This window comes from Marinomonas spartinae, assembly GCF_016461715.1.
Classification (GTDB): domain Bacteria; phylum Pseudomonadota; class Gammaproteobacteria; order Pseudomonadales; family Marinomonadaceae; genus Marinomonas; species Marinomonas spartinae_A.
In genome coordinates, this window is the sequence record NZ_JAEMUI010000001.1 from 188,575 (window position 1) to 211,881 (window position 23,307).

Annotated in this window: 21 protein-coding genes and 1 riboswitch; of the genes, 14 read left to right on the forward strand and 7 right to left on the reverse strand. The window is 45.0% G+C overall.

Going from position 1 to position 23,307, the window contains the following annotated elements; genetic code table 11:
* Positions 1 to 28: 28 nt before the first annotated feature.
* Positions 29 to 1,177, reverse strand: coding sequence for an AGE family epimerase/isomerase (locus JHD45_RS00850; protein WP_199474092.1), 1,149 nt, complete (start codon positions 1,175 to 1,177; stop codon positions 29 to 31).
* A 97-nt stretch (positions 1,178 to 1,274) separates the two neighbouring features.
* On the opposite strand from JHD45_RS00850, the gene hldE reads away from it, so the two are divergent.
* The 7 genes from hldE (at position 1,275) to JHD45_RS00885 (ending at position 10,261) form a co-directional block, all read left to right on the forward strand.
* Positions 1,275 to 2,702, forward strand: a complete 1,428-nt coding sequence (hldE, locus tag JHD45_RS00855) for a bifunctional D-glycero-beta-D-manno-heptose-7-phosphate kinase/D-glycero-beta-D-manno-heptose 1-phosphate adenylyltransferase HldE (protein ID WP_199474094.1) — start codon at positions 1,275 to 1,277, stop codon at positions 2,700 to 2,702.
* On the forward strand, positions 2,703 to 4,511 hold the full coding sequence (gene msbA / locus JHD45_RS00860; RefSeq protein WP_199474097.1) for a lipid A export permease/ATP-binding protein MsbA: 1,809 nt from the start codon (positions 2,703 to 2,705) through the stop codon (positions 4,509 to 4,511).
* A gap of 2 nt (positions 4,512 to 4,513) precedes the next feature.
* Positions 4,514 to 5,740, forward strand: coding sequence for a 3-deoxy-D-manno-octulosonic acid transferase (locus tag JHD45_RS00865; RefSeq protein ID WP_199474100.1), 1,227 nt, complete (start codon positions 4,514 to 4,516; stop codon positions 5,738 to 5,740).
* 22 nt (positions 5,741 to 5,762) lie between these two features.
* Positions 5,763 to 5,873, forward strand: a riboswitch (TPP riboswitch).
* 48 nt (positions 5,874 to 5,921) lie between these two features.
* Entirely contained in the window at positions 5,922 to 6,923 is a 1,002-nt protein-coding gene (thiB, locus tag JHD45_RS00870) for a thiamine ABC transporter substrate binding subunit (protein ID WP_199474103.1), read from the forward strand.
* The gene (gene thiP, locus JHD45_RS00875; RefSeq protein ID WP_199474117.1) at positions 6,923 to 8,527 is read left to right on the forward strand and encodes a thiamine/thiamine pyrophosphate ABC transporter permease; all 1,605 of its coding nucleotides are present in this window, start codon (positions 6,923 to 6,925) and stop codon (positions 8,525 to 8,527) included. Before thiB ends, thiP begins: the two co-directional genes overlap by 1 nt.
* Positions 8,514 to 9,215, forward strand: coding sequence for an ATP-binding cassette domain-containing protein (locus JHD45_RS00880; RefSeq protein ID WP_199474131.1), 702 nt, complete (start codon positions 8,514 to 8,516; stop codon positions 9,213 to 9,215). Before thiP ends, JHD45_RS00880 begins: the two co-directional genes overlap by 14 nt.
* Positions 9,216 to 9,388: 173 nt before the next feature.
* Positions 9,389 to 10,261: a DMT family transporter gene (locus JHD45_RS00885; RefSeq protein WP_325097250.1), complete on the forward strand. Its 873-nt coding sequence runs from the start codon at positions 9,389 to 9,391 to the stop codon at positions 10,259 to 10,261.
* A 212-nt stretch (positions 10,262 to 10,473) separates the two neighbouring features.
* On the opposite strand, the gene JHD45_RS00890 is transcribed toward JHD45_RS00885, so the two are convergent.
* A complete protein-coding gene (locus tag JHD45_RS00890) occupies positions 10,474 to 11,214 on the reverse strand; it encodes a MipA/OmpV family protein (protein WP_199474135.1) in 741 nt (246 codons plus the stop codon).
* Positions 11,215 to 11,481: 267 nt separating this feature from the next.
* Here JHD45_RS00890 and rpsF point away from each other — a divergent pair, with 267 nt between their 5' ends.
* The 7 genes from rpsF to dapB all read left to right on the forward strand — a co-directional run bounded on the left by rpsF (position 11,482) and on the right by dapB (position 17,623).
* Positions 11,482 to 11,892: a 30S ribosomal protein S6 gene (rpsF, locus tag JHD45_RS00895; RefSeq protein WP_199474137.1), complete on the forward strand. Its 411-nt coding sequence runs from the start codon at positions 11,482 to 11,484 to the stop codon at positions 11,890 to 11,892.
* 23 nt (positions 11,893 to 11,915) lie between these two features.
* Positions 11,916 to 12,146 (forward strand): 30S ribosomal protein S18, encoded by a 231-nt coding sequence (gene rpsR / locus JHD45_RS00900; protein ID WP_067013623.1) that lies wholly within the window; start codon positions 11,916 to 11,918, stop codon positions 12,144 to 12,146.
* A 22-nt stretch (positions 12,147 to 12,168) separates the two neighbouring features.
* Positions 12,169 to 13,035: a hypothetical protein gene (locus JHD45_RS00905; protein ID WP_067013625.1), complete on the forward strand. Its 867-nt coding sequence runs from the start codon at positions 12,169 to 12,171 to the stop codon at positions 13,033 to 13,035.
* A gap of 19 nt (positions 13,036 to 13,054) precedes the next feature.
* On the forward strand, positions 13,055 to 13,498 hold the full coding sequence (gene rplI / locus JHD45_RS00910; RefSeq protein ID WP_199474139.1) for a 50S ribosomal protein L9: 444 nt from the start codon (positions 13,055 to 13,057) through the stop codon (positions 13,496 to 13,498).
* 123 nt (positions 13,499 to 13,621) lie between these two features.
* A complete protein-coding gene (dnaB, locus tag JHD45_RS00915) occupies positions 13,622 to 14,998 on the forward strand; it encodes a replicative DNA helicase (protein WP_199474141.1) in 1,377 nt (458 codons plus the stop codon).
* Between the two features lie 90 nt (positions 14,999 to 15,088).
* Positions 15,089 to 16,651 carry a methyl-accepting chemotaxis protein gene (locus JHD45_RS00920; protein WP_199474142.1) on the forward strand — a complete coding sequence of 521 codons (1,563 nt, stop codon included), beginning with the start codon at positions 15,089 to 15,091 and terminating at the stop codon, positions 16,649 to 16,651.
* 171 nt (positions 16,652 to 16,822) lie between these two features.
* The gene (gene dapB, locus JHD45_RS00925) at positions 16,823 to 17,623 is read left to right on the forward strand and encodes a 4-hydroxy-tetrahydrodipicolinate reductase (protein WP_199474144.1); all 801 of its coding nucleotides are present in this window, start codon (positions 16,823 to 16,825) and stop codon (positions 17,621 to 17,623) included.
* A gap of 103 nt (positions 17,624 to 17,726) precedes the next feature.
* Here dapB and JHD45_RS00930 read toward each other — a convergent pair whose 3' ends face one another.
* The 5 genes from JHD45_RS00930 to phrB all read right to left on the reverse strand — a co-directional run bounded on the left by JHD45_RS00930 (position 17,727) and on the right by phrB (position 23,290).
* Positions 17,727 to 18,932 carry a quaternary amine ABC transporter ATP-binding protein gene (locus tag JHD45_RS00930; RefSeq protein ID WP_199474146.1) on the reverse strand — a complete coding sequence of 402 codons (1,206 nt, stop codon included), beginning with the start codon at positions 18,930 to 18,932 and terminating at the stop codon, positions 17,727 to 17,729.
* On the reverse strand, positions 18,925 to 19,821 hold the full coding sequence (locus JHD45_RS00935) for an ABC transporter permease (protein ID WP_233407479.1): 897 nt from the start codon (positions 19,819 to 19,821) through the stop codon (positions 18,925 to 18,927). The genes JHD45_RS00930 and JHD45_RS00935 overlap by 8 nt, the downstream gene beginning before the upstream one ends.
* A gap of 63 nt (positions 19,822 to 19,884) precedes the next feature.
* The gene (locus JHD45_RS00940; protein WP_199474148.1) at positions 19,885 to 20,889 is read right to left on the reverse strand and encodes an ABC transporter substrate-binding protein; all 1,005 of its coding nucleotides are present in this window, start codon (positions 20,887 to 20,889) and stop codon (positions 19,885 to 19,887) included.
* A gap of 292 nt (positions 20,890 to 21,181) precedes the next feature.
* Entirely contained in the window at positions 21,182 to 21,661 is a 480-nt protein-coding gene (locus JHD45_RS00945) for a MarR family winged helix-turn-helix transcriptional regulator (protein WP_199474151.1), read from the reverse strand.
* A 225-nt stretch (positions 21,662 to 21,886) separates the two neighbouring features.
* Positions 21,887 to 23,290 carry a deoxyribodipyrimidine photo-lyase gene (gene phrB, locus JHD45_RS00950; RefSeq protein ID WP_199474153.1) on the reverse strand — a complete coding sequence of 468 codons (1,404 nt, stop codon included), beginning with the start codon at positions 23,288 to 23,290 and terminating at the stop codon, positions 21,887 to 21,889.
* Positions 23,291 to 23,307: the final 17 nt, after the last annotated feature.

Consider the following 23,307-nt stretch of genomic DNA (forward strand, 5'->3'; position numbering starts at 1 on the left):
AAGTCTCATCGAATTAAGTGGCTACTATTTAACGAAATCCGTTAAAGCCAGTATTCAGTTGAGCCCATGTTATCACTTCCGTTAGACCTAGAAAAATATGATAGCTGCTTGTGCCTGGTAAGGGGTAATCTTTTGCTTGGTTATGCTCATCTAGGTATTCATTCCAGCGTCCGTTCTCTAAGAAATAATGACATTGCATAAAGTCTAATGCTTTTGTTAAACGGTCTATTTTTTCTTCCTTACCGATGGGTATCACAGTAATGGCTTTTAAGTACTCTGTTATCGGCCAGATACGCTTTTCTTTATCGATGGCCTGATAGTGATCACCATCAATCTGATTGTAGATGCCGCCATTGCTGGCCATGCCGTATCGGGCGGCGGTTAGCCAGAGTTGCTGTGCTAGATCGGTATAGTCGCTGTTAGGTAAAATGGCGTTGGCTTGATAGAGCAACCAGACCCATTCAAAATGATGCCCCGGCTCGACCTGATGACCTGTATTTGGATCCGGTTGCCAATCCGTTGTAAAGAACTCGCGTAAGGTTTGACTCTTTTTATGGTAAAAATGTTCTAGGGCTAAATCGAGTAGTGAGCGGATGGTGTCTTTGTAGTCGTTCGCTCCTGTGGCGTTGAAAGCCGCGATATAGCCTTCCAATAGATGCATATGGGGGTTTTGACGGCGTGTTTGTTTTTCATCCACAGGAAAGGATTCATAAAAACCACCAGTCTGGGCTGTCATATTAGCCAGCAGAAAATGATGAGTTTTCTCCATATAGGGCAAAGCACGCTCGTCTTGGCTAAACTGATAGTAATAACTAAAAGACAGTAAGATAAACGCGAGGGCGTAAGCATCCGATTGAGTATCTTGAATGCTTAAGTTGTCATCTAGAGAGAAAATCCAGCGGTTATCGACAAAGTAATGGTGGGTAATAAAGTCGAACAAAGGGGTGAGTTTTGCCTGCCACTCGTCATTGTTTGTTAAAAGACACGCATGACTATAAGTGTAGAGTTGGCGGCATTGGGTTAAAAGGCGAAGACGTCCCGTCTGATTTCTTGTCCAGTCGTGATGCATGCTTTCGTAGCTGTATCCTTGGGTGGCATCTAAACCATAATTGGCCCAATGGGGAAGTAGCTTGTCAAAAACAAAAGCCTGACAAGAAGATAGTGCGGAATTCAGCATGGGGTAAACAGCCTTATTTCGTGTGTTTTAGGTATGTCCAACTTATATAGGGAGTATGATAAGATGGGCGCTCTCAAAAATCGATTATTATGTGCCTATGAACTCTTCGTATCTAAATTTTAAGGATAAACACATTCTCGTTGTTGGGGATGTTATGTTAGACCGCTACTGGTATGGCGGCACGTCACGTATTTCTCCAGAAGCGCCAGTCCAAGTGGTGAAGGTTTCAAATATTGAAGATCGCCCAGGCGGTGCCGCGAACGTTGCACTCGGCTTGTCTAAACTTGGTGTGTCTGTGACGCTTATCGGCGTGGTAGGCAGAGACGATAATGCGGCTGTCCTTTCCCGTTGTTTAGAAGAAGCAGGGGTGAACTGTCGTTTTGTTTATTCTGATACCTTGCCAACGATCACCAAACTACGAGTGATGAGTCGCCATCAACAATTGATCCGTTTAGATTTTGAAGAGCGAGAAGACAGTCTGTCGCAAAATGAAGCGCTGGCAAAAGAAGTCGCTGCTTGCTTACCAGAATCCAATGCAGTGATTTTTTCCGATTATGCAAAAGGGTGCTTGGCGGATGTTCGGTCACTCATCAGTCTTGCTAATGCGCAAAATGTGCCGAGTTTTGTAGATCCTAAAGGCAATGATTTTTCCATTTACCAAGGGGCAACCTTGGTAAAGCCAAATTTGCTTGAGTTTGAAAACATCGTCGGCAAGTGCCGCTCGGTGAAAGAGTTAGAGGAAAAAGGCAAAGCATTACGTGAACAGTTTGGCTGGAAAGCGCTGTTGGTTACCCGTGGTGAAGATGGGTTGGTGTTACTAAGTGAAGGTAAGCCACCTTTTTCATTGGCGACTGCCGCCAAAGAAGTGTTTGATGTGACGGGAGCGGGAGACACTGTGATCGCGGTATTAACGGCGGTTTATGTTACTAGCAAGCGTTTTATCGACGCAGTGGAATACGCGAATCAGGCCGCTGGCTATGTTGTTGGTAAATTAGGCACCGCCTCTATTGATGCTGAGCATTTAGGTGCCATTATGTTTCAGCGTTCCCATACGACGAATTTTGGTGTGTTAGCACCTGAAGAGTTATTAAAGCAAATTAAACTGGCGCAGATGAGTGGCGAGAAAGTGGTGTTCACCAATGGCTGTTTTGATATTTTGCACCCAGGACATGTGGCTTATATAAAGCAAGCAAAAGCCCTAGGGGATCGTCTTATTGTTGCAGTCAATACGGATGCCTCGGTTAAGCGACTAAAAGGCGAGAAGCGCCCAATCAATAACTTAGAACATCGTATGGCGGTGTTAGAAGGAGTAGGGGCTATTGATTGGGTGACTTGGTTTGATGAGGATACACCGCAACGTATTATTGAACAATTGACCCCAGACGTACTGGTCAAAGGTGGCGACTACACCATTGACACGATCGTTGGTGCACAGCATGTACTTGAGCATGGTGGCGAAGTAAAAGTACTTACCTTTGTGGATGGTTATTCGACAACGTCGATTATTGAAAAGGCAAATCTCTAAATGCAAGACAAAGAAAAAACGAAGTCAGAAAAAACCGCCAAAGATATGTCAGGCATGACGCTCTATTTCAGATTATTAGGGTACGTTAAGCCATCCATGGCCTATTTTCTGATTAGTGTCCTTGGCTACATTTTGTATTCTGCTATGCAGCCAGCCTTGGCGGCATTGCTAAAACATATTGTGGATGTGGTATCCCATGGCAAGGTAACGGAAAGTCGTGCTTTGATTCCATTGGCTATTCTTGGTGTGTTTTTAGTGCGCGGTTTGGGGACCTTTTTAGGCTCTTATGGCATGGCTAAAGTGGCTAATAATGTCGTGTTTGACCTGCGTACCAGTATGTTCAATAAAATGGTGACCTTGCCATCTGGCTATTTCAATAATATGCCCAGTGGGCGGTTGTTGGCCAAATTGACTTATGATACGGAGCAAGTAATCGACTCTGTTACTCAGGCTATTCAGGTTATTTTGCGTGAAGGTTTAACCGTTGTTGGCTTGCTGGGTTATATGGTGTTCATTAACTGGCGTTTGTCTTTGTTGTTCTTATTCGTATTGCCGTTGATTGGTGCCGTGGTGCGTTACGCGTCGAAGCGCTTCCGCAAGCTCAGTTTAAAAATACAAAATGCCATGGGTGGCGTAACCGATGTGGCTTCAGAGGCGATCAAAGGTCATGAAGTCATAAAAGTGTTCGGCGGTAAAGAATATGAAGTGCAGCGCTTTTATAAAGCAGCTCAAGAAAACCGTCGCTCACAGTTAAAAATGGAAATGACCAAAGCACTTAATGTGCCCATTATTCAATTTATTGTAGCGGTTTCTTTGTCTTTGTTAATTTGGTTATCACTTGATCCCAATATTTCGGCAAGTATGTCGGCTGGTGATTTCGTGGCCTTTATTGGTGCAGCAGGTATGTTAAGTCGTCCGATGCGTCAACTTACCTCAGTGAACAGTATCCTACAAAAAGGCATAGCGGCAGCCCAGAGTATCTTTACTTTCTTAGACCTTGAAAGTGAGAAGAATACAGGAACAAAAGTGGTTGAACGTATGCAGGGCAATATTGAGTGGCGAGGTCTGACGTTCCGCTACCCAAGTGTTGATAAAAATGCATTAACGGATGTGAACTTATCTTTGCCAGCAGGTAAGAAGTTGGCCTTGGTCGGACGCTCTGGCAGTGGTAAGTCCACCTTGGCAAACCTGATTCCGCGTTTTTACGACGTAGAAGGGCAGTCGTTGTTGATTGATGGGGTCAATATCAATGATTATGACTTGAGTAGTCTGCGTCAAAACATTGCACTCGTTAACCAACAAGTGGTGCTGTTTAACGGAACGATTCAAGAAAACATTGCTTATGGCGGTTTAAAAGGGGTCTCAGAAGAAGATGTGATTGAGGCTGCGAAAGCAGCAAACGCATGGGACTTTATTCAAGAATTGGAGTTGGGCTTACAGACTCTGGTTGGAGAAAACGGTGTTTTGCTGTCGGGTGGTCAGCGTCAGCGTATTGCCATTGCCCGTGCCATTTTGAAAAATGCTCCCATTCTGATTTTAGACGAAGCCACTTCGGCGTTGGATACGGAATCGGAACGAGCGATTCAGCAAGCATTGGATAAATTGATGGAGAACCGAACCACCATTGCCATCGCCCATCGTCTTTCTACCATTGAAAATGCCGATATCATCGCAGTGATCGATCATGGGGCGATCATCGAAAAAGGCTCCCATGCAGAGTTATTAGCAAAGAACGGGGCATATGCACAGTTACACAATCAGCAGTTTAATGACTCACCAGCGGTTGAAGCTGCTGACGATAAGAGCTGATTATGTGGCTATATCGCTTATTGTTATGGGTTGCTACGCCGCTTATTCTCGTCAAAGTGCAGCGTTTTAAAAAAGACTATGCGCACTATCGAGCGAAAGAAGCCTTAGGTGTTTGGCCTTCAGTGAAGGCAGACCTTTGGATTCATTGCGCTTCTGTTGGCGAGGTGTTAGCGGTTCGTCCATTAGTGGAGCAATGGCGAGCTAAATATCCCAATCGCCCCTTGTTGATTACGACCATGACGCCAACTGGGGCGGAGCAAGTGGCAAAGACCTTTCCATTTGCTGAGCATCGATATTTACCCATGGACTGGCGTTGCAGTGTTAGGCGAGCGCTTAAGCGTCTTGAGTGTCGCCATTTGCTGATTGTCGAAACGGAGCTTTGGCCGAATCTCTTACGTCAGGCTAAGCGCAAGGGGATCAAGGTTGATATTGTGAATGCTCGCATGAGTGAGCGCTCGTTTCGTCGTTATGAAAAGTTTTCAATGGTGTCACGTCCCCTGATGCAATTACCGGATACGTTTCTTGCTCACGCTCAAGCCGATGCGGATCGCTTTGCGGCCTTAGGAGCAAAACAAGTCATTGTCACTGGTAGTATTAAATTTGATTTGACGGTGCCAGAAGCGGTTGTCGCAGATAATTGGCAAACTCAGATGACCAGTCCGTTTGTTTGGGTGGCGGGCAGTACCCATCAAGGGGAAGATGAGATCCTATTAACTGTCCATCGACAGCTGGTGGAGAAAATACCTGGCGCACTTTTGGTGCTTGTACCTCGCCACCCGGAACGCTTTGCCGCAACTTTCGAGTTAGCAAAAAGCATGTTTGATAAAGTGGCATTACGCAGTGGCGTTGAGTTATCTCAGTGGGCCGATTTTAATGTGGTTATTGGCGATACCATGGGGGAGTTGATGCATTACTATCAGGCGGCGGATTTGGCTTTTGTCGGCGGTAGCTTAATTCGTCGTGGTGGTCATAACCCGATCGAGCCTGCGCTGTTGGGGAAAGCAACCCTAGTGGGACCACATACGTTTAATTTCGCTGAGATTACTGAGCAGCTGCTGCGCGCCAATGGAGCGATTCGTTGTCAGGATGAAGCTCAGTTAGCTGAGGTGGTACTATCGTTGTCAGGAAAAGCCAGTCAGCGTCATCGTCTTGGTCAAGCCGCGATGCGATTTGCTCAACAAAACCAGGGGGCGGTAACCCGAGTGTTATCAGAAATAGACTTCCGCTGAACGACTCTTTACAATACCCACACATTATCTCATGGGGTGTGTTCATTTTTGTTATGAACGCTGAGAGGCTTACGCCAACCCATTGAACCTGATCCAGATCATGCTGGCGTAGGAATCGAGATAGCAAGTCACACTTGCCTTTTCCCTCCCGTACGCCGCTCATTTTTTAGGAGCGACACTTATGAATAAATCTTTTGTCTTAGCCTCTTTGGTAGCTGGGGCGCTATCATCTTTATCTGCCAGTGCGACGGCACAAACCCTAAATGTCTATACTTATGATTCTTTTGCGTCAAAGTGGGGGCCAGGACCTGCGGTAAAGGCCAATTTTGAAAAAGAGTGCGGCTGTACCCTGAATTTTGTTTCTGTTGATTCCTCCGTTGGAATTCTATCGCGTGTGCAGTTGGAAGGGTCAAGTTCCAATGCTGATGTAGTGCTAGGGCTGGATTTAAACCTGATGCATAAAGCGGAAAAAACGGGGTTGTTAGCCAAGTCGGGGGTGGATACCAGCAAAGTCACCTTACCCGGCGGTTGGCATGATCCTGTTTTTGTGCCATTTGATCATGGCTATTTTGCTTTTGTTTATAACGCTGACAAGCTTAAGACGCCACTGACAAGTTTAAAAGATATCGTTGATAATCAACACTTACGGGTGATTTATGAAGACCCTAGAACCAGCACTCCAGGGTTGGGGCTATTGTTGTGGATGAAATCTGTTTATGGGGACAAAGCCGCTGAGGCGTGGGCGACCTTGGCAAAACATACGGTCACGGTTAGTAAAAACTGGTCAGACGCTTACAGCTTGTTCTTAAAGGGAGAAGGGGATGTGGTGTTGAGCTATACCACTTCTCCTGCCTACCACATTATGGAAGAGGGGGTGACCAAATATAAAGCTGCTCCGGCCAGTGAAGGTTACTATCCTCAGGTGGAAGTCGCGGCGATGATGAAACATGCGCCGCACCCCAAACTGGCTAAAGAGTTTATGGCCTTTATACTGACTCCTGGCTTTCAGTCGACTGTGGCGACGGGAAACTGGATGTTGCCAGTGATCAAGTTGCCCGAAGGGCTGCCTAAAGCTTTTGCGAGCAGACAACGACCTACTAAGGTGCTAACGCTGCCTGCGGCTGAGGTGGCCAGCCACCGTGCACAGTGGACCAACGAATGGCTTGAGGCGACGACTCGCTAATGCCAGGAAAGGGTTATCATCTCGCTACTTGGTTTCGGCTAACGCCTGCATTGCTTGGCTTGTTGGTATTTGTGTTGGTGGGAGCGGCCAGTCTGGCAGCTCTTTTGCGTTTTAGTCAGTTCGAGTCTTGGTCTGGTTATTTACACAATATCTATCTTTGGCGTGTGGTTCGCTTTTCTCTTTGGCAAGCCCTGCTGAGTAGTGTACTGAGCTTATTGATTGCGGTGCCCGTTGCTTCCTGTTTAACCCATCGTCAATTTAAGGGGCGTGGGGTACTGTTGCAGCTGTTTGCAGTGTCTATGGTTGTTCCGACCATCGTGGCGATCTTGGGAATCGTGGTGGTTTATGGGCACTCAGGTTGGTTGCATGCCTTGTTTGGTGTTGAGACACCGCTTTATGGATTGCTTGGGATTTTATTGGCCCATGTGTTTTTTAATATGCCATTGGCGGTTCGCTTGCTATTGCAAAGTTATGGTTTGGTACCGTCTGGTCAATGGCGTTTAGCGTCTCAGCTTGGGTTCTCTCGCTGGACAGCGTTTCGCTTAATCGAGTGGAGCTATATTAAAAAAGCCTTGCCGGGTGCATTTGTCTTGATTTTTATGCTGTGCTTTTCGAGTTTTTCGGTGGTGTTAAGTTTAGGGGGCGGCCCGAAATCAAGCACATTAGAAGTGGCTATTTATCAGGCACTAAGGTTCGATTTTGATCTTAATAAGGCGAGTTTTTTGTCTTTGTTGCAGGTGAGTATTTGTAGTCTCGTTGCCTTAATGGTGTATCGGTTTGCCCCGGCAAATCAGCAAGATGTTAGCTTACTGGATGCTCGCCTATACCCTTTAAAAGACAGTATTTTGGCTCTGTTTGGGGATTGTCTGGCTATGGCGCTAGCGGTCTTTTTAGTGATTCCCCCTTTTTTGGCGATTTTTGATCCCATTTTCTCGGTAACGTTTTATCAGACTCTTATGGCGGATGCGACGTGGCAGGCCGTATGGGTGTCGCTGAAAATTGCTATTCCAGCCGCTCTGTTAAGTTTGTTTTTAGGCGGCTGTTTTGGTGTGTTGGCGCGCATGACTATGGATCGAGGGCGGCTGGCTTTTTTATCCAGTAAAATCGAACAGTTAGGCAGCATGATTCTTATGGTGCCAGGGCTAGTGTTGGCAACGGGGCTGTTTTTATGGTTGCGAAGCATTGGTTTAAGCTCCCTATCTGGATATTGGGTAGTGGTTTGGGTCAATGCTGTGATGGCTTTGCCCTTTGTATTGCGTGCTTTGATGCCGGTGTTATATCAGCAAGAAAAACGCTTTCGTAACCTGTATACAAGTTTGGGCATTCATGGGGCGAACCGGCTAGTGATTGAGTGGCCGCTGATTCGGAAAAGTGTGTCTCAGGCATTTGGTTATGCCGTATTGCTTTCCCTCGGGGATATGGGGGTGATTGCGTTATTTGGTAGCCAAGGCTTGGTGTCTTTGCCTTTGTATCTCTTTCAATTGATCGGCTCCTATCGACTACAAGAGGGCTCTTGCATCGCGGTTATTTTGATTTGTCTGTGTTTGCTGCTTTTTTATCTATCAGTGCGTTTTATTGGCGGGAAAACACATGTTAAGTATTGATTTATATTATGACTGGGACGCGTTCCATGCTCATTACCAAACGTCTTTAGCGCCGGGTATGACGACATTGTTGGGTGCCAGTGGAGAAGGGAAAAGTACCTTGTTGCATTTGCTGGGTGGTTTTCTGCAAGGTCGTGGTAGTGTGTCTTTTCAGGGGCAGGCTTTAGAGCATTTATTGCCTTATGAGCGTCCTATTTCGACCTTGTTTCAAAGTGATAACTTGTTTCCTCAACTGACGGTTTGGCAGAATGTGGCCGTGGGGATCGCCCCTTCGTTGTCATTGCAGGCTGAACAAAAGGCTAAGGTCAGTTGGGCGCTCAAGCAAACACAATTATCGGATAAAGCGGATCAATACCCACAAGCTTTGTCTGGTGGACAGGCGCAGCGTGTTGCCATTGCCCGAGTTCTGGTGAGAGAAAAACCTATTTTATTATTGGATGAGCCGTTTAGCGCTCTCGACCCAGCATTGCGAGAGGAAATGTTAGCCTTGGTGAACGATGTGACTGAGCGTTTCGGCATGACGACGTTGCTTGTGTCTCATATGCCCAGCGAGGCGGTTTTTGTTGGTGGAAAGGTGATGTTGATTGAAAAGGGCAAAATTATGGCAAATGAAGAGGCGTCAGTCTTGTCCGGCGGTCGGATTCCCGAGGCGTTTTCGCATTACTTAAGGATGACCATAGCTTCCTAAAACGGCTTATTCTACTGGATAAAGTCAGAGTCGGGTTGTCTCGAGGTGATGCTATTTGCTTGTTTTGATTAAAAATGCTTTTGCCTTCACTTGTCTCGTGACATGTTGCAGCAGTCTCAGTATATTTGTGAGGATTTGGGTGACTTAATACTTAATAGATGGAGAGTGCAATCGTGGCTGGCTTAGCGAATGAGGCGGACTTACTCAAAAAAGGGATTATTGCCACCGTTGTGTATGCCTTCATCATGTCTATTATGGGGGTGGCTGCAAAACAGGTTCAGCAAACGATCCCGGTGCCTGTTTTGGTATTTTGGCAGAGTGTATTTTGTATTATTGTGCTTTACCCTCAGCTTTATGGACATTGGCAACGTCGTTCAAAAGAGGTTTGGAAAATTCATTTTCTGCGCAGTGTCGGGGGCTTTTCTGGTTTTCTATTTTACTATTTGGCTCTGAATCATATTCCTCTTGTTGAAGCCACCTTACTGCGTTATTGCGCGCCACTGTGTGTGCCTTTTGTGGTGTTGGTGATGCATAAAATTACCATACCTAAAGCGCGCTGGTTGCCGTTAATCATTGGTTTTATTGGGGTGTCTTTGGTTATTCAGCCTAGTATTGACCATATTGATCCTTGGCAAATTGTTGGGTTGTTATCGGCGGTAGGGTTGGCATTTTCTATGGTAACGACACGAATGCTCTCCCACCAGGTGAGTGGTCAAGAAACTATGATCGTTTACTTTATCATCTCAGCGTTATTATCGCTTTTGTTGGTACTGGTGCGTGGTGATTCCCTGATTTTACCAATGTCGACTTGGCCTTTGGTATTGACGGTTTGTGTAACTCTGTATTTGGGTATGTATTTGTATACCAAAGCCTATTCCTTTGCCCCAGCCAGTATTGTTTCTCCTGTTAGTTATGTCGGAGTGATTTTTAGTGGTCTTTGGGGGTGGGCAATTTGGGGGCATGTGCCTAATGCACTTGCGGTGTTGGGTATTGTCTTTATTTTTTTCAGTGTACTGATCAGTGCACGCATGGTTCGACGACGATAACGCTATGTTTGTTAGGCTTTGGCTGCCTTTTGCTTGCTAGGGTTTAAAAGTGTGGCGATGCTAATTTCGGTAAAAATGAATATCATGCCAACATAATGGAAGATATGAAGCGTTTTATTTAAGATCAATACTGATAGGCCGATCTCTCATGGGTTCCCAAGCCACATAACATCATGGCTTGGAATATTCGACATTCGAAAACCTATGCTCACTTAAAAGTGGTAAATAATCCCAGTAGAAAGAGAATAGCTATAATCTTTCGTCACCATTGGGCTGTCTAACACTCTTTTGTAGTCCGAATGACTGACCCCTACAAATAAGTTTAAAGAAGCATTGACACTGTAGTCACCACGCACGGCAATGGTCATTTTGTGTGTACTGGTTGAGTCGTATTCTGGGATGACACCACCTGTTCTGATGGATTCTGCTTGGCTAACACCGTACAAGTGGTTGCTCATCTTTTTATCCAAATATTTATAGGTAATCGATGGGGTAATTCTCCAAGCTGAGACGTTGACAGGGTAGGCCGCGCCTACTAGTCCATAGTAACCATCATGTCGATTGCTAATATCGGTCACAAGTTTGGCAAACAAAAAATTGTATTTGAGGCGTATCCCCGCCATCGCAGCGGCCTTGCGTCGATCCAACAGTTGCATTTGTTTATTATTAGAGTCCTTAGGATCAAAACTATCCATGTTGTATTCGACAATAGCCGATATGTTTTGACGGGAGTCATTCGGTAAAAGGCTGTAGCCCACTTCAGTGCCTTTTAAGTAGCCGCGTTCGCTGACAATGGAAACAAAAGGAAACGCAGCATTTTGAGGGGGGGTGTCTTTATAGACAGAAGAGGTACGAGTGCCTACTACACCAAATGAAAAGTCGGCACCAAGTGCGTTACTGCTTAAGACCATAAGCGTCACTATGGCGGTTAGAGGAGGAAGAGAACGCAACATGGGTGTAAATCCTTTCATAACAATGAATCAACGACAAATTAAGTAAAGAAATTGTATGCTATGAGTATTATGGTGTTTTGTAAATAAATTAAGAGCATGTTGTCTTTCTTATAGAGAAGGTGGGAAATTTATCCATCAAAGCATTAGCAAAACGTTTATTTATTGTGCGATCTGCTATATACTTCGCGTCCCTGTAAATCAATACTCCTTGTCTCACAGCTTTATAACAGGGGAAGTGTGGAGACTAAGAACCCATAAGGAGCTTAAATGCGTCATTATGAAATCGTCTTTCTGGTTCACCCAGATCAAAGCGAACAAGTACCAGCAATGGTTGAGCGTTATACTAATCTAATCACTGAAGATGGTGGTCAAGTTCATCGTCTAGAAGATTGGGGCCGTCGCCAACTAGCTTACCCAATCAACAAAATTCACAAAGCACATTACGTTCTTATGAACGTTGAGTGTTCTGATAGTGTTTTGAACGAACTAAACGACACTTTCCGCTACAACGATGCGATTATCCGTAATTTGGTTATTCGTCGTAAAGAAGCGGTAACTGACGTTTCTCCAATCAAAGCTTCTGAAAGTCGTGAAGATCGTCGTTCTGCTCCTCAACGTGAAGAGCGTAACCAGTCTGAACATACTGAAGAAACGTCTTCTGAAGAATCAGAAGATTAATTTATTTGAACTAGGAGATACTCATGGCTCGTTTTTTCCGTCGTCGTAAGTTCTGCCGTTTCACAGCAGAAGGCGTTAAAGAGATCGATTACAAAGATTTAGAAACACTAAAAGGTTACATCACTGAAACTGGTAAAATCGTACCTAGCCGTATTACTGGCACTAAGGCACGTTACCAGCGTCAGCTAGCGACTGCGATCAAACGCGCTCGCTACATTGCTTTACTTCCTTACACTGATAGCCACTTTAATTAATTGGCAGGGCTGAAGTAACAGAATGAGTGGTTTAGCAAAATGGGTTATGCAACGTCCTCGTAATGCCATTATTGGTGTGATGGCGTTTAGTATAATTCCTCTCTTATTCTGGATAGCTGCCGCCATTGTTGGGTTGGTAGTGCTTCGCCGCGGTGTAAAAGAAGGAATACCTGTATTAGCCTGGGGCTGTCTTCCTATACTCGTGTTGACAGTCATCCAAGGTGATGCAAGTGCGATAATGGTATTGATTGACGTGACGGTGTTGGCCTATTTACTTAGATCAACGACGTCGTGGAGTTGGGTGTTATTGGTCAGCAGTTTTCTTGCTGTCATTAGTGCCATGCTGTTACCACTCATTATGCATGATATGTTGACGCTTGTTACTAACATGATTCAACAAGTCTTGGTTAAAGAGAAAGTAGCGGCTTTACCTGATAAAAGTGTTATTTACCATCAGGCGGTGATGGCATTGTCTATTGTCCAAGTGATGGCTGCAGTTGGCTCGTTATTTTTAGCGAGAAAATGGCAGGCGGGGCTCTATAATCCTGGTGGATTACGTAAAGAATTCCATGAACTAAGGTTGCCAATAGCATTTAGTTTGATTTTGGGGGCAATGGTGTTACTAGGCGAAGGTCTAGGTGGCCAATACCTTATTTTATCTCAAGCAGCTATTCCAGCGTTGGTGTTATCGGGTCTTGCATTAGTGCACGGTGTTCTAGCAAAAAAAAGAATTGGGGTTGTTGGACTGATTGCGTTTTATCTAGTTGGTATCGTTTTTTTGCATATGTTATTTGTGAATATTTTGATTACGCTGAGCGTGATTGATAGCTTCGTTGACATACGAAAACGCATCCGGGATACGTCATCCAACTCAAGTGATAGCGAATGATTAATTAGAGGTGATCGAGATGGAAGTTATTCTACTCGACAAAGTAAACAAGCTAGGTGGTATTGGTGACGTTGCTGTCGTTAAACCAGGCTATGCTCGTAACTTTTTGATTCCAAACAAAAAAGCTGTGATGGCAACAAAAGCTAACTTAGCTTCTTTTGAAGAGCGTCGTGCAGAGCTTGAAGCTCAAGCGGCTGAGCGTAAAGCAGCAGCTGAAACACGTGCTCAAACACTTGAAGGCAAAACTTTCAAAATCGAAGCAAATGCTGGTGATGAAGGTAAGCTTTTTGGTTCTATCGGTACACGTGATATCGCTGAAGCTATTTCTAAAGAAGTGGCTGTTGAGAAGGCAGAAATCCGTCTTCCAGAAGGTGCGATCCGTCATACTGGCTCTTTCGAAATCGACGTTCAAGTACACCCAGAAGTGCTTGTAACCGTGACTTTGGAAGTAGTTGCTCAGTAATTCGTTTTAACGAATCTCTGACACTGAAAAAGGGTATCTTGTTTAATGCAAGATGCCCTTTTTTTATGGTCATGGTAAGCTTGTTTCCCTGTCATTTTTCCATTTTTCCTTGGGTGTTTTTACGTGCAATTAAACGATTCTGAAGTCGCTTCTATCAAGTTACCACCATATTCTATCGAAGCAGAACGTTCTGTTATCGGTGGTCTAATGCTGGATCCACAAGCGTGGGAAAAAGTCTCTGAGTTGGTTATAGCAGACGATTTTTATCGTCCCGAACACAAGCTTATTTTTTCTGTCATTGCTCGTTTGGTGGATGACAGTGAGCCCGTTGATGTTGTCACTATTGGGGAGCGTCTTGATAAACGAGGTGATTTAGAGTCCATTGGCGGCATGGCTTATCTTATCGAAGTGGCTGAGGCGACACCAAGTGCCTCTAACATCGCCTCTTATGCAGATATTGTGCGTGAACGCTCGATTCTACGACGTTTGATTATGACCACTAGTGATATTTCTGCTCGTGCTTTTCATCCCGAAGGGATGACGGCGGCAGAAGTATTAGATGAAGCGGAACGGAAAATCTTCCAAATCGCTGAAGGAGGGGAGAAAAAAGGTGGGCCTAGAATCGCTTCTGATATTCTAAGTGCCACCGTGGATAAGATTGATGAACTGTATCATCAGGATGGGGCAATTACTGGATTGAGCACTGGTTTTACGGATTTAGATAACATGACAGCAGGCTTGCAACCAGCGGATTTAATTATCGTCGCGGGTCGTCCTTCCATGGGGAAAACGACGTTTGCGATGAATCTGGTTGAAAATGCCACCATGATCAGTGAGAAGCCCGTGATTGTCTTTAGTTTGGAGATGCCTGCGGAAGCACTTATGATGCGTATGTTGTCCTCCCTTGGCCGGATTGACCAAACGCGCATGCGTTCAGGGCAGTTAGTGCAAGAAGACTGGGACAAATTGATGTCAGCGGTGAAAATGCTTAAAGACCGTAAGCTGTTCATTGATGACACTGGGGGCATTAGCCCGACAGAGATGCGCTCTCGTGTGCGTCGTATCGCTCGAGAACATGGCGGTGTGGCCATGATCATGGTCGATTACCTTCAATTGATGCAAATACCCGGTTTCACAGAAGGTCGAACCAATGAGATCTCTGAAATCTCTCGATCTTTAAAAGCCATTGCTAAAGAAATGGAGTGTCCAATGGTGGCGCTTTCTCAGCTTAACCGTAGCTTGGAGAACCGTCCGAATAAGCGTCCAGTCAACTCGGATTTGCGTGAATCCGGAGCCATTGAGCAGGATGCCGATGTGATTTCCTTCGTCTACCGTGATGAGGTGTACCATGAAGATACACCACACAAAGGGATCGCCGAAATTATTATCGGTAAACAGCGTAATGGCCCGATTGGCACCTGCCGACTTGCTTTTGTCGGTAAATACACGCGCTTTGAAGATTTGGCGCCTGATGCCTATCGTGATTTTGATGATGAGTGATATTTTTTAATATCGATATTAATTGATTGATAAAATGCAATTGGACACATAAAGTTACAAGCTCTAATTATTATAAAACGAGATGAATGTATGCGTAAGATGCCTGTTACCAACAAGGAATGTGATTATCCGAGCAACTATGTGCTTGTCTCTAGTACGGATGTGAAGGGGCGAATAACCTTTGTCAATGATGCCTTTTGTGAGGTAGCTGGTTACACTAGGGAAGAGCTCATTGGAGCACCGCATAACCTTATTCGCCATATTGATGTGCCTCCAGCTGTATTTGCCGATATGTGGGCAAATCTAAAGCAGGGCAACAGCTGGATGGGGATCGTAAAAAATCGCTGCAAAAGCGGTGATCACTATTGGGTGAGTGCCCACGTTAGTCCTTTGATAGACAATCAAAAGATTATTGGCTATGAATCCGTCCGTCGTAAGGCGACAAGGGAAGAAATTCATCACGCACAAAGTATTTATGATCGTATCAATGCTGGCAAAGGCCTGTTACCCACTAAGACAAAACTACTTGCTTATTTGACCAACCATACTTGGCCTGTACTGTTTTTCTTTGTGTTACTAGGGGTTATCAGTCTGTTAACCAATTCACTTGCGCTGCAAATAGCTGGCCCAGTAGTAGCCTTGCTAGGTTTTATTCTGTCTTGGGTACAAAGTGAGTCTCTCAATGCTACAGCGTCTGCTTTACCCGTGGAAGCCAATAATCCGATTGGCCAGTATCTTTATACAAAAAGTGTGGGTTTAAAGGCGGCGATTCCCTTCGCTCATATTCATCAACAAGCGGCGGCGGACACATTTCGCTATCGTTTAAAAGAAGGGGCGGCACAATTGCGTAAGCGAGCAGCAGGTGCCAAAGAAAGCGTCACCGGCAATTTGGCAAACTTTAATCAGCAGCGCCACACTTTTCAGAGTATTGTATCGGCCAGTTCACAAGTGCTGGCCAGTGCAAACGATGTGTCTGATCATGTAGGGAAAGCCGTTGAGGCGACTGGGGAAGTAGAAGTGGCTTCCAGAGAAAGTCAATCTCTTGCCAAGGTAACGGGTGATACCATGCGTGAGGTTTATAACGAAATTTTAGCCGCGAAGAAAGTTGTGGAAATCTTGGCATCACAAAGTGATGGTATTAACACCGTGGTCAACTCCATCAGTGATATTGCGGAACAAACGAATTTATTAGCATTGAACGCGGCTATTGAGTCTGCGCGTGCGGGCGAAGCAGGACGTGGTTTTGCCGTTGTGGCGGATGAAGTACGAGCGTTGGCGATTCGTACTCAAGAGGCGACTCAGAATATTCATAAAATGACCGAAACCTTGAAGAGCAACACCGTCGAAGTTACTAAAACCATCGATAAAGGGGCGGCGGTTGCTCATGATGGTGTCGATAAAGTGACGCTTGTAGCGGAAAAGATGAAAGATATTGAGGTGTCGATTAGTCGAATTGTTGAGATGACTTCGCAAATCAATGTCTCTTCAGAAGAGCAGGCGTCGGTAGCTCGTGATTTGAATAATCAAATGCAAGAAGTTGATGGGTTAAGTTTAAGAAGTATTGAAAGCGCGGAAAGCATTGTGACGAATATTGCCCATATTGAAGAAGAAGCTTATGAGCAAGGCAACTTAGCAGAGCGAATGAAAGCCTAACTAGAGGCCTTGTTGGCGATGAAAAAGCCCAAATGCAGATTTACTTGGATGAAGTTAATCAGTATTCGGGCTTTTTTTGCTTTCTCGTCGCTATTTGTTGTGGGTTATAGCTGAGTTTTAAGTGCGTATTTGTTATGGTTTATGCAATTGATGGTTAAGGAATAGAGTTGGATGAGAATTGCAGTAATTGGCGCTTCTGGGCGCATGGGTAAAAATCTAATTATCGCGACCAATGAAACCGATGGGGTGTCTTTAGGGGCTGCCATTGTGCGATCAGATAGTTCTCTTGTGGGAGCGGATGCTGGTGAGATAGCAGGTATCGGTAAGCTTGGTGTTTTGGCTACCGCCTCACTTGCCGATTGTGTGGCGGATTTTGATGTATTGATCGATTTCACTACGCCAGGCCTAACTCTTGAAAATGCGGCGTTTTGTGCAGAACATAATAAAGCCATCGTGGTGGGCACTACCGGTCTAAATAATGCTGAAAAAGCGCAATTGGCCAGTTATGCAGAAAAAACATCAGTGGTTTTTGCTCCTAATATGAGTATTGGTGTGAATCTAACATTGAAGCTGCTTTCTACCGCTGCGAAGATTCTAGGCGACGATTATGATGTGGAAATCGTTGAAGCGCATCATAGACACAAGGTCGATTCACCCTCAGGTACGGCTTTGCGTATGGGGGAAGTAGTGGCGGAAGCATTAGGGCGAGACCTGAAAGAATGCGCGGTTTACGGGCGTGAAGGTCAAATTGGCCCCCGTACTCAAAAAGAGATTGGATTTGAAACCATTCGTGCCGGAGATGTGGTAGGCGAACACAGTGTCTGGTTTGCGACCGAAGGTGAGCGCATTGAGATTGTTCATAAAGCCAGTAGCCGTATGACGTTTGCCAAAGGCGCTGTGCGTGCAGCGAATTGGCTAGAAGGCAAAGCTGCAGGCTTGTACGACATGCAGGATGTGTTGAATCTTAAGTAGCAACAAGCTTACTCATAGAGGTGTTAAGCCAAAAAATGGCCGCTTATGCGGCCATTTTTGCGCTTGTGAGATACTGAATGGTTTTAGGAAAGCATTAAGAATGCTAAGGAGACAACACGTCGGCTAGTTTTTTCGCCTCTATTCGCCCTTTTAATACGCCTTTCTTATTAATCACCGGAATATCGAAGGGGGAAGTGAGGGCGATCGGAATCACATCTTGCAATGGTGTGCTTTGACGTACAGACTTGAGTGGTTGCAATGCTTCTTTGATAAGCATGCCGTCGTCCATATCATCCAGCTTTGCTCTGCTTAATATGCCTTGATAGCCTTCTTCATCGAAAACAAACGCATGGTCCTTATCTTTGGGAAAATCAGCTCTCACATCACCTGCTGTTTTGCCTGTTAGTTTTTCAGTATTAGCAGTCATGATGGTTTGTACGCTGAGCGCTCTGGCTCGGTTGACATCTTTTGCAAAGGCTCGAACATACGCATCCGCTGGCTTCAGTACGATATCAACAGGATTGCCGACTTGAACCAGTTTGCCATCTTTCAATACTGCAATTCGATCACCAAGTCGAAGAGCTTCATCTAGATCATGAGTGATGAAAATGATGGTTTTTTGCAGGTTTTCCTGTAGATCCAAGAGCTGCTCTTGCATTTCACTGCGAATTAACGGATCCAATGCTGAGAAAGCTTCGTCCATGAGCAATATTTCTGCGTCTGTACACAACGCTCGAGCGAGGCCGACACGTTGCTGTTGTCCACCCGAGAGCTGTGATGGGTATTGTTCTCCGTATCCTGTGAGACCAACCGTATCAAGCCATTGATTGGCCTTTTCTTCCCAGTCCTTCTTGCTTTCACCCTTGATGGATAGACCATAACCAACGTTTTCTAGTACGGTTCGGTGAGGCATTAAGCCGAAATGCTGAAAGACCATCGACATCTTATGACGGCGAAAAGTTGTTAAGTCTTTCATGGAAAATTCCATGATGTTATCACCATCCACCCGAATGAGACCTGCCGTTGGGTCTATCAAGCGGTTAAAGTGACGGATAAGGGTTGATTTTCCTGAGCCTGATAGGCCCATAATCACGAAGATCTCACCGCGTTTTATGTTTAGATTAATATCCTGTAAGCCAACGGTGTGACCCGTTTCGGCAAGAACCTCCTCTTTGCTTGCTCCCTCTTTGACTTTAGGGAGCACTTCTTTGGGGGTGTTGCCAAAGATCTGATAAAGGCCTTCTATTTCAATCAAGGTTGTACTTTTTTCTAGAGAAGGCTCACTAGTGTCGTTTTTATGTTCAGTCATTGTGGGCGCTCTCTAAGTGTTTTTGGGTACGTTTCGCGTAGCTTTGTGACACTCGGTCAAAGATAATCGCTAGCGCAACAATGGCTAAGCCATTTAAAAGTCCAAGCGTGAAATATTGATTGGTAATGGATCTGAGAACCGGTTGACCAAGTCCATTAACCCCAATCATGGAGGCAATAACAACCATGGCGAGAGCCATCATGATGGTTTGGTTTATTCCCGCCATAATGGTAGGCATGGCAAGAGGGAGTTGCACACCTAGCAATCTTTGCGTTGATGTGGCCCCAAAGGCAGTAGCCGCTTCAAGGGTTTCTTTCGAGACGAGCCTAATGCCTAGGTTTGTTAAGCGAATAACGGGGGGGATCGCATAAATAACCACTGCTATCACACCTGGAATTTTACCTATGCCAAGGAGCATAACCACTGGAATTAAGTAAACAAATGCAGGCATGGTTTGCATGACATCAAGTAGTGGTGTGATGATGGATTGTGCTCGATCAGAACGTGCCATTAAGATGCCAATTGGAATACCCAGAGCGATAGAAATAAGAGTACACACTGTGATAATACTTAGGGTTCGCATCGTGTTTTCCCACATACCAAAGTAGCCAATGAGTAACAATGAGATAACGACGCCTAAGCTCAATTTCCAAGAGCGGGTAGCGGCATAAACTAAGCCTGTGATGGCAATGATGATGATCCACCAAGGAGTTTGAAGCAGTAGATTATCAAACCATATAAGAAATTTTAAAAGAGGATGAAAAGCCGCTTCGATTGCGTCACCGTATTCGCGTGAAAAATGTCGATAAGCGCCATCTAACGTTTGTCGAATGGTGAGTAAGTCTCGACGGCTCATATCAGGAAATTGTGTTAGCCAATTGGAAGACATAATATGGGTCTCTTGACGAAATAAAATAAGAGAGGGCTTTACGAAGCCCTCTGAATACAAGATTTATAGATTGTTAAGTGCTTTATCGAGCTTAGCTGCCACTTTTTTACTAACCCATTTCGACCAAATATCTTTATGTTTTAGCATGAACTCTTCTGCAGCGTATTGGCCGTCAGCTTGGTTGTCTTCCATCCAAGCTAATAAGCTGTTCATTTGCTTGTTGGTGTATGAACGATGCTGTAAATACGCAAAGGCTTCAGGGGATCTTTTCTCGAATTTAGCCGTTGTCAACGTATAAACAGGGGAAGGTGGGTACATGGTGGGTTTTGGATCTAAGCAGTTTGCCTGCGTGATACAGCTTGTAAACTCTTTTTTATTGACGCCAGTACCAAAATCTACCTTCACCATTTGATATTTCCCTAAAATGGCTGTTGGTGCCCAGTAGTAGCCAAACCATGGTGCTTTTTTTTCATAAGCATGTGCTAGGGTGCCTGCTAAGCCTGCTCCAGAACCTGGGTTGACGAGAACAAACCCAGCTTTTTTTAGATGTAATGCATTAAAAAGGTTCTGTGCTGATATTTGGCAGTTCCAACCAGGAGGGCAGCCGTAAAATGCAGAGACTGAGCTATCTTGAGGGTTTGGAAAATCTTTCGCGTGTTTAATGACTCCTTGGATGGTGGCGAGTGATGGATCCTTGTCGACCATATATTTAGGCACCCAAAACCCTTCTTCGCCACCGTCAGAGAGGGATTTCGCCGCAATTTTAAGGCGGCCTTCTTTAACGCCGCGATCAATGGCGTCTTTCATGGAATTTGTCCACATTTCTGGCGCTATGTCTGGTTCTCCTTTTTCTATCATGGAAGTGCCCGTCGGCATGGTATCACCAGGAACGAGTTCAGCATGGCAGCCATAACCATGATTCAGGATGAACTTGTCTACATTCGCCATTAATGTCGCTGAGTTCCAGTTCATGTTTGCGATAGTGACATTTCCGCATTGGCTATTTGCTGCGAAAACAGAGGTGGTTGCAAGGGTCATTAACCCCGCAAGGAGTGCTTTTTTATACATAATAATTTCCTTTTGAATGTGATGTGGCATTTTTATTGTATTAATTAAGTTTACATATCTAAGTATTTATAGCAAATTTTTGTCAGATTTATCAAAAATTAAGGATTTATTATCGGTTCGATATCGTGAAAACTGTCGTAATAGACGTTTGAGATAGGCGCTCAGAGAGGCCAAAATAGTGGTGTTAGTGTGAAGTTAGGGTGACCTGGGAAGCTCGTCTATTGACAAAAAAACTCGACTATATTGCACAGTCGAGTTTTTATAAGATTTGTGATCTAAGGATGTGCGTGCGTTATTGATTGGGAGAATTAATATCCAGAAGAGGTGCAGCATCAATGTGTTCTGCGTCCATCATGATGGCAATACGCTGTAAAGAGGAGAGAACTTGAGTTTGCTCCCAGCCTTGTAGACTTTCAAACTCACTAATGAACTTTTCATGTAGCAGAGGGGGAGCAGAGTGCAGTAAAGTGCGACCTTGATCGGTTAGTCTAGCGTTTACAATACGTTTGTCTTTTTGTGCTCTAACACGCTCAACCAGTTTGCGATCTTCTAACCGATTTAAAATGGTGGTTACTGTGGCTTGGCTCAATGAGACGCTGTCGGATATTTTGCGAACAGTAACATCGCCCAAGCTCTCAATAGAGCGTAGCACCATTATTTGAGGGATCGTTAACCCACAAGCTTTTACGACTCGTTTCGACTGTAAGTCAGTCGCACGAATGATACGGCGTAAATGAACAAGGACATCATGTAAATGTTGTGATTCAGGCATATTGCTAGAGCGACTCATAAAAAAGGTGACAGATAATCGCCAATGTTGGCAAGTTAGAATCCTATATTATATGTGAGAAAATACACATCAAATAGACTCAATTATAAAATATTATAGCTCTAATTATAGTGCTAAACCAATCATTACGAAAGTTTTATTGCAAAAGAGCCTCTTGGTGTTTAGACCCGAAAAGTCGCAGGGCCGTTTTTAAGAGTATTTAACGGCTTAGGACGAATGATTTTTTAATCGATCGAACGCTTCGATGGCTGCTTTTCGAGCGGCTTGATAATCTACAATCGGGCTCGGGTAACCCAGTGCTTTTCGTTGCTCAGTTGACGGATTATGAATCGATTTGTTATCCAAGCTTTTTAGCTCAGGAACAAAACGGCGAATAAACTCACCGTTTGTATCGTAGCGTTCCGACTGTCTTGTGGGATTGAAAACACGAAAATATGGCGCCGCATCGCATCCCGTTGAGGCACTCCATTGCCAGCCACCGTTGTTAGCCGCAAATTCGCCGTCAATGAGTTGACTCATAAAGTACTGCTCTCCTCTTCGCCAGTCTGCAAATAATAATTTGCTGAAGAAGCTTGCCGTAATCATCCGTAAGCGATTATGCATCCAACCTGTTTTATTCAGCTGTCTCATGGCCGCATCGACGATAGGAAATCCCGTCTGGCCTTTTTGCCAAGCGAGCTGCTCCGCTTTATTATCGCGCCACACAATCTGGTCTGTCTCCGGTTTAAAGGGGTGGTGTTTTGATAGCGTAGGAAAGTGTCCCATAAGTTGACGGTAAAAGTCTCGCCAAGCCAATTCTTTTAACCAAACACTGTCTTGCCATGATCGGCCTTGCTCATTGCAAACATAGGTTATGGCATACACACATTCCCTTGGCCCCAGCGCGCCAAGGGCTAGGTAAGGGGATAAAGTACTGGTGCCCGGCGTCATGGGAAAGTCACGTTGTTCGTCATACTGGCCTTCTTTACGGTGACAAAATTGCCAAAGTGTCTGGCTGGCTTTGTCTTGATCTGGCTTCCAAAGGTCGTCTCGAAATGGCCGCTGCCACGCCATGGTCAGGGGCTGCTTGTCAAGTGCATCTGCTTGTTGTTTGGGGGCGAGTAGAGGCTCAATAGATTGCTCATTAAGCATGGTGAGCCAGCGTTTATAAAATGGTGTAAAAACTTTAAACGGTGTGCCTTGCTGACTTAGTACAGGACGGGAAACAATCAAGTCCGGTTTTTGTGGATGGACTTCAATATGAATGCCTTGGAGTGCTTGATTCACCGCCTGATCTCTCTGTCTTTCATCGATCGGCAAGTCTTGGTTGTACCAGACATGCTTTATGGCGTTGTCCTGACAATATTGGCGCAGAATATCAGGTACTTGCTCAAAATACTCTCCTTCAATGAGATCTGCTGGAATACCTAGACTAGCCAGTTTGCTAAACAAGCAGCGAATCAGGCCGGCTCTCAGTCCTGTTTTTGCCTCGGATTCATGATGCTTTTGCCATTGTTTTGGTGTGGCAATCACAAGCACCCGAATGGGGCCTTTTAGGGAGGCAAAATATAGGGCTGGATTGTCTTGCCAACGTAGATCGTTCCGGATCCAGACGAGTTGTTCTATGACCATAATGGCCTCCTACTATT

What these genes read in the sequence shown, in the direction of transcription:
- dapB (WP_199474144.1), top strand. Translation starts at nt 16,823, where the DNA reads ATGAGAATTGCAGTAATTGGCGCTTCTGGGCGCATGGGTAAAAATCTA.
- rplI (WP_199474139.1), top strand. Translation starts at nt 13,055, where the DNA reads ATGGAAGTTATTCTACTCGACAAAGTAAACAAGCTAGGTGGTATTGGT.
- JHD45_RS00905 (WP_067013625.1), top strand. Translation starts at nt 12,169, where the DNA reads ATGAGTGGTTTAGCAAAATGGGTTATGCAACGTCCTCGTAATGCCATT.
- hldE (WP_199474094.1), top strand. Translation starts at nt 1,275, where the DNA reads ATGAACTCTTCGTATCTAAATTTTAAGGATAAACACATTCTCGTTGTT.
- JHD45_RS00850 (WP_199474092.1), bottom strand. Translation starts at nt 1,177, where the DNA reads ATGCTGAATTCCGCACTATCTTCTTGTCAGGCTTTTGTTTTTGACAAG.
- JHD45_RS00890 (WP_199474135.1), bottom strand. Translation starts at nt 11,214, where the DNA reads ATGTTGCGTTCTCTTCCTCCTCTAACCGCCATAGTGACGCTTATGGTC.
- JHD45_RS00940 (WP_199474148.1), bottom strand. Translation starts at nt 20,889, where the DNA reads ATGTATAAAAAAGCACTCCTTGCGGGGTTAATGACCCTTGCAACCACC.
- thiP (WP_199474117.1), top strand. Translation starts at nt 6,923, where the DNA reads ATGCCAGGAAAGGGTTATCATCTCGCTACTTGGTTTCGGCTAACGCCT.
- JHD45_RS00930 (WP_199474146.1), bottom strand. Translation starts at nt 18,932, where the DNA reads ATGACTGAACATAAAAACGACACTAGTGAGCCTTCTCTAGAAAAAAGT.
- thiB (WP_199474103.1), top strand. Translation starts at nt 5,922, where the DNA reads ATGAATAAATCTTTTGTCTTAGCCTCTTTGGTAGCTGGGGCGCTATCA.
- JHD45_RS00945 (WP_199474151.1), bottom strand. Translation starts at nt 21,661, where the DNA reads ATGCCTGAATCACAACATTTACATGATGTCCTTGTTCATTTACGCCGT.
- msbA (WP_199474097.1), top strand. Translation starts at nt 2,703, where the DNA reads ATGCAAGACAAAGAAAAAACGAAGTCAGAAAAAACCGCCAAAGATATG.
- JHD45_RS00880 (WP_199474131.1), top strand. Translation starts at nt 8,514, where the DNA reads ATGTTAAGTATTGATTTATATTATGACTGGGACGCGTTCCATGCTCAT.
- rpsR (WP_067013623.1), top strand. Translation starts at nt 11,916, where the DNA reads ATGGCTCGTTTTTTCCGTCGTCGTAAGTTCTGCCGTTTCACAGCAGAA.
- rpsF (WP_199474137.1), top strand. Translation starts at nt 11,482, where the DNA reads ATGCGTCATTATGAAATCGTCTTTCTGGTTCACCCAGATCAAAGCGAA.
- phrB (WP_199474153.1), bottom strand. Translation starts at nt 23,290, where the DNA reads ATGGTCATAGAACAACTCGTCTGGATCCGGAACGATCTACGTTGGCAA.
- JHD45_RS00920 (WP_199474142.1), top strand. Translation starts at nt 15,089, where the DNA reads ATGCGTAAGATGCCTGTTACCAACAAGGAATGTGATTATCCGAGCAAC.
- JHD45_RS00935 (WP_233407479.1), bottom strand. Translation starts at nt 19,821, where the DNA reads ATGTCTTCCAATTGGCTAACACAATTTCCTGATATGAGCCGTCGAGAC.
- JHD45_RS00865 (WP_199474100.1), top strand. Translation starts at nt 4,514, where the DNA reads ATGTGGCTATATCGCTTATTGTTATGGGTTGCTACGCCGCTTATTCTC.